The organism is Duganella sp. S19_KUP01_CR8 (genome assembly GCF_036688705.1).
Lineage (GTDB): Bacteria > Pseudomonadota > Gammaproteobacteria > Burkholderiales > Burkholderiaceae_D > Rugamonas.
Map to the genome: position 1 here is coordinate 217863 of NZ_JAQQPR010000006.1, position 12710 is coordinate 230572.

Annotated in this window: 13 protein-coding genes; 2 read left to right on the forward strand and 11 right to left on the reverse strand. The window is 61.3% G+C overall.

The features are described from left to right. Positions 1-21 precede the first annotated feature (21 nt). The 3 genes from V6M89_RS08570 to V6M89_RS08580 all read right to left on the reverse strand — a co-directional run bounded on the left by V6M89_RS08570 (position 22) and on the right by V6M89_RS08580 (position 2347). Positions 22-603, reverse strand: a complete 582-nt coding sequence (locus V6M89_RS08570; protein WP_332852791.1) for an SLOG domain-containing protein — start codon at positions 601-603, stop codon at positions 22-24. Then, positions 603-1745, reverse strand: coding sequence for a toll/interleukin-1 receptor domain-containing protein (locus V6M89_RS08575; RefSeq protein ID WP_332852792.1), 1143 nt, complete (start codon positions 1743-1745; stop codon positions 603-605). Before V6M89_RS08575 ends, V6M89_RS08570 begins: the two co-directional genes overlap by 1 nt. Before the next feature lie 101 nt (positions 1746-1846). Further along, complete coding sequence (locus tag V6M89_RS08580; protein WP_332852793.1) at positions 1847-2347, reverse strand: toll/interleukin-1 receptor domain-containing protein; 501 nt, start codon at positions 2345-2347, stop codon at positions 1847-1849. A 170-nt stretch (positions 2348-2517) separates the two neighbouring features. On the opposite strand from V6M89_RS08580, the gene V6M89_RS08585 reads away from it, so the two are divergent. Next, positions 2518-3453 (forward strand): hypothetical protein, encoded by a 936-nt coding sequence (locus tag V6M89_RS08585; RefSeq protein ID WP_332852794.1) that lies wholly within the window; start codon positions 2518-2520, stop codon positions 3451-3453. A 145-nt stretch (positions 3454-3598) separates the two neighbouring features. Here the strand turns inward: V6M89_RS08585 and V6M89_RS08590 are convergent, their stop codons facing one another. Genes V6M89_RS08590 through V6M89_RS08600 form a run of 3 tightly spaced genes read right to left on the reverse strand, consistent with a single transcriptional unit; the run spans position 3599 to position 6350 of the window. After that, positions 3599-4426: an arginase family protein gene (locus tag V6M89_RS08590; RefSeq protein ID WP_332852795.1), complete on the reverse strand. Its 828-nt coding sequence runs from the start codon at positions 4424-4426 to the stop codon at positions 3599-3601. Continuing rightward, positions 4423-5661, reverse strand: coding sequence for a hypothetical protein (locus V6M89_RS08595; RefSeq protein ID WP_332852796.1), 1239 nt, complete (start codon positions 5659-5661; stop codon positions 4423-4425). Before V6M89_RS08595 ends, V6M89_RS08590 begins: the two co-directional genes overlap by 4 nt. Then, complete coding sequence (locus V6M89_RS08600) at positions 5658-6350, reverse strand: methyltransferase (RefSeq protein ID WP_332852797.1); 693 nt, start codon at positions 6348-6350, stop codon at positions 5658-5660. The genes V6M89_RS08595 and V6M89_RS08600 overlap by 4 nt, the downstream gene beginning before the upstream one ends. A 145-nt stretch (positions 6351-6495) precedes the next feature. Here V6M89_RS08600 and tolB point away from each other — a divergent pair, with 145 nt between their 5' ends. After that, complete coding sequence (gene tolB / locus V6M89_RS08605; RefSeq protein WP_332852798.1) at positions 6496-7767, forward strand: Tol-Pal system beta propeller repeat protein TolB; 1272 nt, start codon at positions 6496-6498, stop codon at positions 7765-7767. On the opposite strand, the gene V6M89_RS08610 is transcribed toward tolB, so the two are convergent. The 5 genes from V6M89_RS08610 to V6M89_RS08630 all read right to left on the reverse strand — a co-directional run bounded on the left by V6M89_RS08610 (position 7733) and on the right by V6M89_RS08630 (position 12670). After that, positions 7733-8518: a GGDEF domain-containing protein gene (locus tag V6M89_RS08610; RefSeq protein ID WP_332852799.1), complete on the reverse strand. Its 786-nt coding sequence runs from the start codon at positions 8516-8518 to the stop codon at positions 7733-7735. The genes tolB and V6M89_RS08610 overlap by 35 nt on opposite strands. Before the next feature lie 7 nt (positions 8519-8525). Next, positions 8526-9569 carry a histone deacetylase family protein gene (locus tag V6M89_RS08615; protein WP_332852800.1) on the reverse strand — a complete coding sequence of 348 codons (1044 nt, stop codon included), beginning with the start codon at positions 9567-9569 and terminating at the stop codon, positions 8526-8528. Positions 9570-9583: 14 nt separating this feature from the next. Continuing rightward, positions 9584-11182 (reverse strand): glutamate--cysteine ligase, encoded by a 1599-nt coding sequence (gene gshA / locus V6M89_RS08620; protein WP_332852801.1) that lies wholly within the window; start codon positions 11180-11182, stop codon positions 9584-9586. 181 nt (positions 11183-11363) lie between these two features. Then, positions 11364-12203 carry a peptide chain release factor N(5)-glutamine methyltransferase gene (prmC, locus tag V6M89_RS08625; RefSeq protein ID WP_332852802.1) on the reverse strand — a complete coding sequence of 280 codons (840 nt, stop codon included), beginning with the start codon at positions 12201-12203 and terminating at the stop codon, positions 11364-11366. Beyond that, entirely contained in the window at positions 12200-12670 is a 471-nt protein-coding gene (locus tag V6M89_RS08630) for a disulfide bond formation protein B (RefSeq protein WP_332852803.1), read from the reverse strand. The genes prmC and V6M89_RS08630 overlap by 4 nt, the downstream gene beginning before the upstream one ends. Positions 12671-12710: the final 40 nt, after the last annotated feature.

Here is a 12710-nt window from a genome sequence, read left to right on the forward strand (position 1 = left end):
TCAAGTAGGCCGACTTTGCTGCTACGAAATCTGGTCTCTCTTCTCGGTGCTAGCAATGCCTAACTCCTCATGGAAAAGGCGCGCGAAGTCGATGCGATCACCGACTTGTCCCAATTGGTCAGCTAAGGTAAGCGCAGCGCCTCCGGGGGAGCGAAGTGCCAGCATCTTGGCGGTCGGATGCATCTTCTGAAACATAGCGCTTTCTGCAATTACTCCGTCCATGCCGCCGATAAACACCGCCGCTTCAAACGGACCTGAGAGCATTTCGGTGCGCATGACGTGAAGACTTTTCTCAGAATCACCGTCAACCGCATTAACCAGCACCATGTTGCCGAACTGCGCGTTTTCAACCGGAAAGTAATCGGAAAATTGCTTACTCTGGTACAAAGTGACGGCCTTGGCATACTCAATCCCCAAACCCTCGCATACAGCCCAGACCATCGGTGTAATGGCCGGATGTCCACCCCACACAAGCATTCGTCGTCCAAGACAAACGGTCAGCAATTCACGGACCGCAAACTGGATCAAAAACGGATTTGCGGTAAGGTGATAGTCCCCCCGACCGGGCTGTGGGATACTTGCGGACAGGAATAACCGGCGCATCACATGGCCTCCCAACCGCCAAAGTCCCAAGCCGCATCTGTTTTTTTTATCCAACGGGCGCCGGGCACCTTTTGTGCCAGCCAATTCATGTGGGACTGCCAACTACGCTTCAACCCAAAATGATCGTAGACAACCGCACTTTCCTCTGCTCCGGCCCGTTCAAAAGTTTCCTGCAGGATGATAGACGTTGGAACACCAATGGTCGGCTGTACTAGCAGCTTTCGGCCAGAGCGTAAGGTCAGATACATTATCCGATTAGTTCCTATACCGTCGATTTTTCCCTCCACCTGCTGGATAGCATCCTGTACCGCAGTTACCATGCTTAGGTGTCGAGTGGCATGACTCAGACTACGTACATTTTCCAATTGCGTGCAAATTCTATCGATAGCAGATTGAGCTAATTGCCCCGCCATATCGAGTTCTTCTGGGACAACCTCGACCAGGCTCGCCGTACCAGTATGAATTGAGGGCGTAGTGTCAGGCCACTGAATACGCAAAACACCGATACCCTTTGCCAAAGCCCGCCCGTACTCAGCGCTTGTCCATCGGCTTTCGAAATAGGCCGGCGTCTCCAACATCACCAATACGTCAACGTCACATAGTTGATGCCACAAGGTTTCCTGAAAATCGACAGCCGGGCCTATACCTTGCGTATCCAGGAAGACTTCGAACTGCCGCGCCGACAACTCGGCAAAAAGCTGCACGGCGGCAGGCGTTGCCTCATTCCGCCGATAACTCAAGAAGACGCGCCGTTGCCTTGGTAGCAGGCCAACACATTCAAGTAACGCATGGAAAATACGCTCGGGCGATACTTTGTCCGCGAAAAGGCAATTCAGCCTGCGCAACGGCGGAGGAATTTCGGTGTTTACAGCGGCGTCGCTGGATGCAACCGGTAATATAGTCATCGTCTCGCAATCGATGACCTTGGCGATATCCACGTTGACAGAGTCAATCCCGCCGAAAAATATAGCCGCCGCTGCTGAACGGAAGCTAGGCCTAAATTCCTCTGGCTGAATCGTCAGCGTAATATCACGCCCCAGATCAAGTCCGAATTGCCTACATGCAGCGAGCAGCAATTCTTGCAGTGTACCAAGTTGCTCAGCGCTCGGAGTTCCCAAAACAGCGAGTTCATAAAGGGGCATGCGGTCTCCGATCAAGTTGAAATGGCTTCCAGATTAGCGGAGTCCATGTATGAAGAAACGGTGAATGGACTCGTCCGATAGCGAGCTCAATGCACGATTCGCTACAGGTTTCTGACGAAGTTCCCGCCGCTGGATTGGCCCGCAGGAAACAGCGCCAATCCACCAACACCGGCTGGTGTAATTTGCGGATACAACTGAAGATATTCGTTACCGTGGTGCCTTCCGGAGGCGTCTGCCGTAGGAATCACTGCGATACGCCCCGCAGGCTTTTTGCCGTCGGCATAACCGATTTCCCACGGACACCATTTCGATGCTGTGGAGTTTACCGTCGCAAGAAATAAAAACCAGTCTGCGGAAACTATGCGGTTTTGGATACGGCTGGCGGTCGAGCGATTAGGCGATGCTGGCATATCTGCATCCTGCCAGTCAATGTAGACCTCCCAGCCAGCCTCGTGCAGCATAGTCTGGAGTCCCTCCGCCATCGCACTATCCATGTGGGAATGGCACAGAAAGGCTGTAGGCTGTCCTGTACGCGCCAAGGCGCTTTTGCGGATCGTGCCGCGTGATGAGGCCCGAATTAACTCCGATTGCAAAATGGGCATAGAAGTCCGCTCAGTTATTTAAAAGAAAAATTTTATTAAAGTATAGCAACAACGCGATCTCACCTGCACCATGTAGTTGATGATGATGAACGGGGCAGCACAAATTGCCACTGACGACAACATCTCGTTTGACCCATCGCCACCTGAGCGCCACCAGTCACGCGATCCAAATGATCGACGGTATCTCCAAGCTCATCCCAATACGCCTGTCCGGCAATGAAGCGATCAACAGCCTGTTCGGCTATCAACTGACTGCCCAACGCCGTCTTGGCTGGCTGGTCGATTGGTCGATTCAGGCGGCAGTTGGCTGCTGCGGGCGGAGTGTGCGTTATACCGCCAACGCAACCACCAATTCGCAGGTTCCTGTCATCATAGTGATGAAATTCACCAACTTTTCAAATGGTCAGGATAATTCCATGAGTAAGGCGAAACAGCGATTCCTCTTCAAGACCGAGATCAACAGTTTCCACTATTTATATCAAGATGCTGAATACCTCCTCGCCACCGCTAGGCTATCAACGGTGAAGGGTACATTTCAGGAAACGCGGGTAGCGAGAAGCGCGTTATTGCTTTACATCCTCAGCTTGGAAGGCTTGATCAACCGCGCACTCGACCACTTCACTCCCACACCCATTCATGATTTTCTGATTGAACGAGAAGAAAAATTCAATACTGCCGATAAGTGGCGACTGCTGGCATTGGTTGCTGGAACACCGCTGAACGATCTGGATATGGGATGCTATCCTTGGAGCCATCTTTCTGAACTTATCAAAATTCGGAACGACTACGTGCATCCCAAGCATAATCGGATGGCCTACTACGAATATGTCTCTGCGACCACGTTCACGCATTTGGACTGGAAGTCCATTCCGGCGGAGTGCGGCATCAAAGAGAAAGATTTGGTGTATGGACAAACCAAACTGCCGAAAGATCCCTACGGTTTCAGCCTTGCACACTTGGAAAACGTAAAGAAAATCGTTGACGATACGGTTGCCGAACTGGACAAGGTATTGGCAGGAAAAATCAACAAAGATGATTGGATTCACAGCGATCAGATGAAGTTATTTCATCCACCGGGCACAACCATTGATGATATCGGACGCTGAAGCAAAGACGCTGTTTTGTCCATCAGATATAGTCCATGGAAAGATTGCCGGTCCCAGACCGTTCAGCTCAACTCCCATTGGCACGACACTTGGTTTGAAAATCCTTGTGTCGGTGTTTCAATTCCGCCCAGGGCCACCAAGAACTTCAGCAGTCCACTATCTCCAATTCACTTAGCAGCGCCAGGCAAGCCCGTGCTGCGGCATTGTCCAGGTCCTTTTCCTCGTGCCAGGCCGATACCGATACCGCGACGATGTCATGCCCGCGCAGCGAGCGGAATAGCGTCGCCATGTCGTCGTAGCTCGGCCCCGATTTGACGTGGTATTTCAGCGCCGGCATTTCAGCTTCCGCGTCCATCACGTCGCTGTCGAAATGCAGGTAGAGGCGTTCGCCCGGCTTCAGGTGCTCGCCGATCTGCGCGATGGTGCAGCAGGTAATGCCGGAGCTTCTCACCGCTTCCAGCTCGCCCGGGTCGAGGTCGCGCGCGTCGGACAGGACCACCTGCTGTTCGGGGAAAGGCGTGACGCCTATGGTCGCCAGCATCGAACCGATGCTGTCGCGGCTTTGCTTGCGGCGGTCTCCGCGCCCCACCAATATCGCCAACGGCATGCCGCCGAGATATTGGGTCTGCGTGGTTTCCCAGGTATGGAAATCGCCATGGGCGTCGAGCCACAGTATGCGATCCGGCGGCCGTCCGCTGCGTTGCAGGCCGCCCAGCATGCCGAGCGTGGACATGCAGTCGCCGGCGATGCTGACCGGAACCTGGCCCGCATCGACGATCCGGTGGACGCGTTCCGCCATCCCGGCGTAGATCCTGCCCATCCTGCGCAGCTTCTCATTGGGATCGCTCAGCGCGGTCTCGGTGAAATCGGCGACGTCGACGACATCCCAGTCATGGCGGTCGAGGTCGGTGACGCGGCGCAGGCCGTCGCGGCGTTGTCCGATCAGGAAGGGCACCAGCAAGTGATTGTTCATGTCCACGTCTCCGGATTCATCGTGTAACCCAGCTGCTCCATCATCGCCCGCACCGGTGGGCGCTGGCCCATGTCCAGCAAAGCCTGTTCGCGCTTGCGCCAGCGTAGCGCGCCGGGAGCGTCGGTGGCCATCGTCACGGGAAGCCGCGCGGGCAGCGACAGATTGGACAAGCCCAGCAACTCGCCGATGCGCTGCAACTGCGCCGCCGGATGTTCCATGAAGGCCTCGAACGCCACCCGCAGCGCCGGCACGCCGCTGGCAAGGACCGCTGCATTGGCTGCCAGCCATTGGTTCAGGCACACGTCGCCCAGGTCGGACTGAATGAACTGGCGCCAGTTGGGCGGCAGGTCGAATTTCCACCAGCGCTGGCCGAACGGCGTGGCGTCGGAGTAGCCGCCTACCCGCAACGCCATGCCGGCGCGCGCCATGTCATGCGCGAAGAAGCCCTTGGGCGACAACCAGCCGTCCATCAAGCCATTGACCGATTGCGCATAGCCCCGGGTGAGGTGGATGTATTGGATTTCCGCTTGCGGGAACAGCTGCTCATGCATGCCGATCCGGTAGGCGTCGCTCGGTGATTTGAACAGCAGGATCTTGCTGCCGGCGTCGTCGATGGTGAACGGGCGGCGATAGCTGCGCGGCAGCACGAAGGGCGGCTCTTCGATCTTCAACTGCTCGTCGTAGTAGCCGCTGGGCCCCAGGCCGAAATCGCGTAGCGACGACGGCGGCTGCCCGTCATAAAAATTCATGCGCCATGGCTGATCGCGAAACACGGACGCCAGGATCGTGCGTTGCAGCGCACTGTCCGGCGATTGCAGGGCTAAGTCCAGCGCAACGTTGAGCTGCCGCTGTTGCAGCGGGTCGATGAAGAGTAGCGGGAACTGCAGGAGCAGGCGCCGCCGCCAGCGCTCCTTTAATTGCTCCAACGGCGGCAGTACCGGACTGGGCACGCTGAGCTCGGCGAAGATGTTGTCGGCCAACAGGTCCGGCTGCGCCAGCATGCCGACGGCGTCGCTGTCGGCGTGGATGCCGAAGCTATTGCCCGTGAGCGCCAGATACGGCTCCATCTCCCCATCGAGCGAAGCGATGTCCGGATGTTCGGCCAGCACGTGCTTGACCAGGCTGGACCCCGCGCGCGAGTTGCAGAGTACCACCACCACACGCCGTACCAGAGGGCGCCACGGCGCGTGGGCCACCGCGCGCAAGCGGGCGATGGTATCGAACGCCGCGTTCATACGCGTGCGGTTTGAGGCAATCGCTTGATGAGGAACGCATAGAACTCTTTGGTCTCGTCGGCGCGCGCGCGCGCCACCATGCGCATGCTGTAGCCGTTGTCCTTGGCCAGCTTACGCACTTCCTTGACCGCGCCGAAATTGGAATGCGCAAAATAGATACGCCCATCCGGTTTCAGATATTTGCCGACCTGCTCGAAGAACTGGGTATTGGTTCGGAAGTCAGTATCCCATTGCGAACGCGCGACGACGTCGGGCGCCTCCTTGTTGCGGAAGGGTAGGTTGGCGGTGATGACGTCGAACTGCTCGTTGCCGATGCCGTCGAACAGGCAGGAGTAGCGCACTTCCATCGTTTCGCCGAAGCCATGCTCGGTGGCGTTGTGCTGGGCGCTCTTCAGCGCTGCGGGATTGATGTCGACCGCCAGTACGCGGGTGGCGCCGCCGTGGCAGGCGAAGACCGCGATGACGCCGGAGCCGGTGCCGACATCGAGCACGCTGTCCCCCGGCTTGACGCGCAGGCTGCTGACCAGCGGCTGGCTATCCGTGTAGGGCCAGAAGGTGTTGGGGAAAACGTGGAATTCCTTGCCCAGGTAGCGAAACGTCTTGCCGCCCTCGGGTACTATTTTGAAAGCCTTCTGGCGGTCCTTCTGCCAGCGATCGATGTGCGCCTGTTTGCCTGGGGAATTGTCCATTTCTATCACCTATCGGATGAAGGAAAGCAAAGTTGGATACTACACCGATAATTTATCGTTGGAAAAACAATTGAATATCGAGAGCGAAGTAGCCCCCGCCAGTGTTTTCGACTATATTCGCACGGACTATTTATTCGTCCCTTCCATGAAAAAACTAAGCCACTACCTAATCTTCGCCGGCATGGCCGTCGTCATCAACACCGCGCAGGCGCAGATGCGGATTGAAATCAGCGGCGTCGGCAGCAATCAGATTCCGGTTGCCGTGGCCGGCTTCGCCGATGAAATCCTGGCGCCGCAGCAGATCTCCGCCATCATCAAGGCCGACCTGGAACGCAGCGGTATGTTCAAGGTGATCGACGCCGGCGCCATCGCCGACGTCAACAACATCGACTACGCCGGCTGGAAGGCCAAGGGCGCCGATGCGCTGGTGGTGGGCACGGTGTCTGCGCTGGCCGACGGCCGCTACGATGTGCGCTACAAATTGTTCGACACCGTCAAGGCCAGCCAACTGTCGCGCCAGGACCAGTCGGTGTCCAGCCAGGCCGCGCGCCTGGCGGCGCACAAGATCGCCGACGATGTGTTCTTCAAGCTGACCGGCGTGCCCGGCGCGTTCGCGACCCGCGTGGCCTATATCAAGCAGGAGGGCCGCAACTACCAGCTGGCCGTGGCCGATATCGACGGCGAGGGCGAGCAGGCAGCGCGGCGTTCGAATGATCCCATCATCTCCCCGGTCTGGTCGCCGGACGGCAGCAAGGTCGCCTACGTGTCGTTCGAGCAGAAGAAGCCGGTGGTGTATGTGCAGAACCTGCTCACCCAGGCGCGCACCGTGGTCGCCAACGAAAAGGGCAGCAACTCGTCGCCGGCGTGGTCGCCGGATGGCGCCAGGCTGGCCGTCTCGCTGTCGAGGGATGGCCACACGCAGATCTACACCGTCAACGCCGATGGCAGCGATTTGCGCCGCGTGTCCGACGGCACCGGCGCCGCCATCGACACCGAGGCGCAATTCTCGGCCGACGGCCGCAGCATCTATTTCACCAGCGACCGCAGCGGCGCTCCGCAGATCTACCGCATGAACGTGGATGGCAGCGACGTCAAACGCATCACCTTTGCCGGCGGCTATAACATCAGCCCGCGCATCTCGCCCGACGGCATGACGCTGGCCTACATTTCTCGCCGCGACGGCAATTACCAGCTGTACGTGCTGGATCTGGCCACCGGCCAGGAGCAGCGCCTGTCCGACAGCACCGACGACCTGTCGCCCAGCTTCGCGCCGAACGGCAAGTACATCATCTACGCCACCGAAGCGGCCGGGCGCAAGTCGCTGATGGTGGTGTCGGTGGACGGTCGCGTGAAGCAGAAGCTCAGCGCCCAGGACGGCGATATCAGGCAGCCGACTTGGGGGCCTTTCCTGCGTTAGGCGCGCTGTCCGCCGTCAAGCTGCGTGCGGTGATTTGGTGGAGTTGCGCCAGCGTTTGCGCGTCTTCCGGCCAGCGGGCCAGGCCCAGCCTGGCGGGCACATGCCGTTCCGCGTTGAGGCGCGCCAGCAGGCGGTCGGCGATCTGCTGGCCCTGCACTTGCGACACCCACGGCACCAGCACGCAGTACCTGTCGTCGCCGAAGCGGAAGGCCCAGTCGCTGCCGCGGCACACTTCTTCGATCAGCCGGGCGGCCTCGATCAACCGGGCATCGTCGGTGCCGGGCGCCAGCGCCACCAGCATCATCGTCACCGATTGCGGCTTGCCGCGCTGGCTGCGCGTGAGCTGGCTGAAGATGGATTCCAGGTACAGGTGGTTGTGCAGGCCGGTCAGTGGATCGAGCGAGGCGGTGCGGCGCAATACGGCCATCAGCGCCGCGCGCCGCGCTTCGAACCAGTGCGACAGCAGGCCCACGCCCAGCACGGCGGCGGCGGTGCCCAGCAGCGCCTCGGTGGAGCTGCCCGGCCGCAGCACCAGCACGGCCATGCCCAGCACCGACCAGCCGATGCTGTACACCATGCCCATGTGCAGACCTAGCATCAGGTAGGAGGCCACCGGCACCACGCACAGCAGGCTGGCGAGTGGCGGCAGCAGATACACCGCCGCCAGCAGGGCGCTGAAGCAGCAAAACAGCACGGCGCACCACATGGTCAGTTGCGGCGTGTCGTCGGCCCAGGGCAGAGGTTTATTCATTGGTTTGTCAGAGCGCCGTCTCGTAACCTTCGAGGACGTTGACGACGTTGGTGCCCAGTTCCTTGACCGCGTAGCCGCCTTCGAAGATGAAGGCGGTGGGTACGTTCAGCCAGGCCAGGCGTTCGCCGATTTTCAGGTAGTCGGCGCTTTGCAGCGCGAAGCGCGACAGCGGATCGCCGACGAAGGTATCGACGCCCAGCGACACCACCAGCGCATCCGGCGCGAAGCTGCCCAGGCGGATGCAGGCCGTCTCCAGCGCCGCGAACCAGGCCTGCGGCGAGCTGCCCGCCGCCAGCGGCAGGTTCATGTTGTAGCCCAGCCCGGCGCCTTCGCCGCGCTCGTCGGCATGGCCCAGGTAGAACGGATACTCGTTGCGCGGATCGGCGTGGATGGAGATGAACAGCACGTCGTCGCGGTGGTAGAAGATGCTCTGCGTGCCGTTGCCGTGGTGGTAGTCGATGTCGATGATGGCGACCTTGCGGGCGCCGTCGTCCAGCATGTGCTGCGCGGCCAGCGCGGCGTTATTCAGGAAGCAGTAGCCACCGAAGAAATCCGCGCCCGCATGGTGGCCCGGCGGACGGCTCAACACGAAGGCGCCGCGCTCGCCCAGCCGCAGCGCGTGCGCGGCGTTGACCGCGCAATCGGCGCCGGTCTTGGCGGCGGTCCAGGTGCCGGCCGTCAGCGGCGTGCCGCTGTCCATTGAATACAGGCCCAGTTTGGCGCAGAAGTTGTCCGGCTCGATGTCGTCGCGCAGTGAGCGTATCGGCCAGACGGCGGGGAAGGCGTCCTTGCCGGCGTTGGCCGGATCGAGCGCCAGCCATTCGTTCCAGGCGCCGCGCAGGAACTGCAGGTAGCGCGGTGTGTGGATGCGCTCCAGCGACATCAGCGGCACGCCGTGCGGCGTGACGATCTTGCCCAGGCCGCGCCGGCCCAGCTCCGCCAGTACCGAATCGACCCGCTCCGGCTTTTCGAAGCACGGCACCATCTCGCCGCGGAAGATCTCGTAGCGGCCGCGATGCTGCGCGTGCAGTTCGTTGTAGAAGGTGAGCAAGGAGGCCCCTGGTTTTAGTCGCAATCCATACTGGAGTGGCACAGGTTGCTGGCGCGGTAGGCGGCGACGTAATCGTCGAAGCTTGATTGCGGCGCAGCTTCCATTTCCGCCTGCTCGGCCAGCGAGACGGCGGCCAGGCCGTCGAAGTAGGCCGCTTGTTCGGCGTCCGGCGCGTGGCTGCGGAAGTAGGCCGCGTGCCGCTTGCTTTGCTCCAGGCCGAAGGCGGCGAACGATTTGCCGTTGGCGCGCAGGGCCGCCAGCACCTTGGCCGACGGCGTCAGGTCGGCGTCGAGCAGCTTGGACGCCTGCTGCGCCATGGCGTCGGCGTGCACGGTGTCGCCGCGTTGGGCGTCGAGCAGGGCCGCCACCGGACGGATGCGCTCCAGCAGTTGCTGGCCCCAGGCTTGCAGGCTGATTTCGCCGTTGTCGCTGTTCAGCGTCAGGCCCGGACGGCGGCCTTCCTTGACGGTGCGGGCGAAGTTCTCGGTGTGGCGCAGGCCTTCTTCCGGCGAGATGGCCGGGCTTTCCTCCAGTGCGCAGAACAGCAGGAAGGCGTCGAGGAAGCGGCCGGTCGCTACGCTGATGCCGACCGGTTCGAACGGGTCGACGTCCATGCAGCGCACTTCGATGTACTGCACGCCGCGCGCGCACAGCGCCTGGATCGGCCGCTCGCCGGTCTGGATCACGCGCTTGGGGCGGATGGTGGAGTAGTACTCGTTTTCGATCTGCAGCACGTTGGTGCTCAGCTGTATCCATTCGCCGTCGCGCTTGGTGCCCAGCGCCGCATACGGTTCATAGGGCTGGTTGACGGCCTTGGTCAGGGCGGCAACGTAGCTGTCCAAACAGTTTTCGTGCGGGCTCAGTCCCGATTGGGCGTCGTTCTGGTAGCCCAGGTCGCTCATGCGCAGGCTGGTGGCGTAGGGCAGGTAGAGCGTGTCGTCGGACAGCGTTTCCAGCTTGTGCGGACGGCCGCGCAGGAAGCCGGTCGACAGCACCGGCGAGGCGCCGAACAGATACATCAGCAGCCAGCTGTAGCGGCGGAAGTTGCGGATCGTCGCCAGGTAGGCTTCGGACTGGAAGGCTTTGGACGTCAGGCGTTTGTCGTTGCCTTCATGCTCGGCCAGCACGCGCCACAGGCGTTCGTCCAGCGAGTAGTTGTAGTGGATGCCGGCGATGCATTGCATGGCCTTGCCGTAGCGCAGCGCCAGGCCGCGGCGGTACACATGCTTGAGCGTGCCCATGTTGGAGGTGCCGTACCACGCGATCTCGATGTCTTCCTCGCCCGGCAGCTGGCAGGGCATGGACTGGCTCCACAGCAGCTCGTCGCCCAGCTTGGTGTAGGCGTGGCGGTGGATGCCGTCGAGCTTGGCGATGGTGGTGGCGATGTCGGGCTCGGCCGGGGTGATGAACTCCAGCAGCGTTTCGGCGTAATCGGTGGTGATTTGCGGGTGCGTCAGGGCCGAGCCCATGGCCACCGGATGCGGCGTCGCCGCCAGGTGGCCACGCGCGTCCACCCGCAGGGTTTCGCGTTCGATGCCACGCAAGCCACCCAGCACCGGACGGTGCTCTGGCTGGGCCAGCAAGGCCAGGCGGCGAGTCAATAGATTGGACAATTGGATCTTCCTTTCGTAGTGCATCAAATGTTGCATCAAAGCGTGAGGTGCGAGATTAACCGAAAACGGACAATCGCGTCGGTGCCGGTCCAAAGTTCACCGGAGCCGAAGATCGCTTGCTAGTTTATCAAATACTGGGAAGGGGGGCCGAAAGCCAGAATATTGCGTATCGATGACGCTGTCAGTGCGCCCGCGCACCAGTGACGCGCTCGATGCCGGCCAGGTCGGTCCAGCTTTGCACTTCGCTGTAACCTTGTGCGGTTAACAAGTCGCGCACGGCGGCTGCCTGGTCGTAGCCGTGCTCCATCAGCAGCCAGCCTTGCGGCTTCAGATGCGCGGCGGCGCCGGCGACGATGATGCGCAGCGCCGACAGGCCGTCGGCGTGGTCGGTCAGCGCGCCGGACGGTTCGTAGCGCAGGTCGCCCTCGGACAGGTGGCGGTCGCCGCTGGCGATGTAGGGCGGGTTGGAGGCGATGACGTCGAACGGCGGCTGGCCTTGCAGCGCCGCATACCAGTCGCTTTGCAGGAAGTTGACGTTGGCGCTGTTGGCGGCGGCGTTGCGGCGCGCCACGGCCAGCGCTTCCGGGCTGACGTCGAGCGCGGTGACGGCGGCGTCGCGCCGGGTGTGCGCCAGCGCCACGGCGATGGCGCCGCTGCCGGTGCCCATGTCCAGCACGCGGCCTTGCGGCGGCAGGCGGTCCAAGGTCAGCTCGACCAGCAGTTCGGTGTCGGGACGGGGGATCAGCACGGCGCCGTTGACTTCAAACGGCAGGCCGAAAAATTCACGCTGGCCGACGATGTAGGCGACCGGTTCGCCGGCCACGCGGCGCTGCACCAGCGCGGCGAAACGGGCGGCCTGTTCGGCATCGAGTTGGCGTTCGGACTGGGTGATCAGGCTCACGCGCGACAGGCCCAGCGCGTGGCACAGCAGCACGCGGTTATCCAGCGGGTCCAGCAGGGACTGCACTTGCAGCGCGCCGATGGTGACGCCTGCGGCGATGGTGCTGATGTCCGAAATCATTTGCGTACGCGGCGGATCAGCAGCCAGGCCAGGCCCAGCGTGCACAGGCCGAAACCAAGGAAGGACCACTGCGGAATCGACAGGCCGAACCACGGCGCCAGCGCGTCTTCGCACAGGCCGTCGGCGTGGAACAGGGTGGGCAGGTAGGTCGCGGTGGGGATCTTGTTGAGGAAGGTCTCGACCGGATCGATGCCGCACGACAGGCCGGGATGGGCCAGGATATACAGGTGCTTGCCGGCGGTGTACAGGCCGCCCAGCGCGGCCATCAGCGCGAGGCCGGTGCCCAGCTTGGGTTTGGTGTAGGCGCCGATCAGGCAGCAGATGGCGATGGCGATGAACAGGTAGCGCTGGATCACGCACAGCGGGCACGGCAGCATGTCCAGGCCGATCTGCAAATACAGGGCGACGCCGATCAGGCCGAAGCAGGCGATGGCGGTGGACAGCAGCAGGGAGCGCGTATGTATCATGGGTGATCCAATTTGATGGCAGTGGAAGTAGCGGGCAATT

Bases quoted from the DNA above. Each gene is read 5' to 3' on its own strand.
- V6M89_RS08570 (WP_332852791.1), bottom strand. From the start codon at position 603: ATGCGCCGGTTATTCCTGTCCGCAAGTATCCCACAGCCCGGTCGGGGG.
- V6M89_RS08575 (WP_332852792.1), bottom strand. From the start codon at position 1,745: ATGCCCCTTTATGAACTCGCTGTTTTGGGAACTCCGAGCGCTGAGCAA.
- V6M89_RS08580 (WP_332852793.1), bottom strand. From the start codon at position 2,347: ATGCCCATTTTGCAATCGGAGTTAATTCGGGCCTCATCACGCGGCACG.
- V6M89_RS08585 (WP_332852794.1), top strand. From the start codon at position 2,518: ATGATCGACGGTATCTCCAAGCTCATCCCAATACGCCTGTCCGGCAAT.
- V6M89_RS08590 (WP_332852795.1), bottom strand. From the start codon at position 4,426: ATGAACAATCACTTGCTGGTGCCCTTCCTGATCGGACAACGCCGCGAC.
- V6M89_RS08595 (WP_332852796.1), bottom strand. From the start codon at position 5,661: ATGAACGCGGCGTTCGATACCATCGCCCGCTTGCGCGCGGTGGCCCAC.
- V6M89_RS08600 (WP_332852797.1), bottom strand. From the start codon at position 6,350: ATGGACAATTCCCCAGGCAAACAGGCGCACATCGATCGCTGGCAGAAG.
- tolB (WP_332852798.1), top strand. From the start codon at position 6,496: ATGAAAAAACTAAGCCACTACCTAATCTTCGCCGGCATGGCCGTCGTC.
- V6M89_RS08610 (WP_332852799.1), bottom strand. From the start codon at position 8,518: ATGAATAAACCTCTGCCCTGGGCCGACGACACGCCGCAACTGACCATG.
- prmC (WP_332852802.1), bottom strand. From the start codon at position 12,203: ATGATTTCGGACATCAGCACCATCGCCGCAGGCGTCACCATCGGCGCG.
- V6M89_RS08630 (WP_332852803.1), bottom strand. From the start codon at position 12,670: ATGATACATACGCGCTCCCTGCTGCTGTCCACCGCCATCGCCTGCTTC.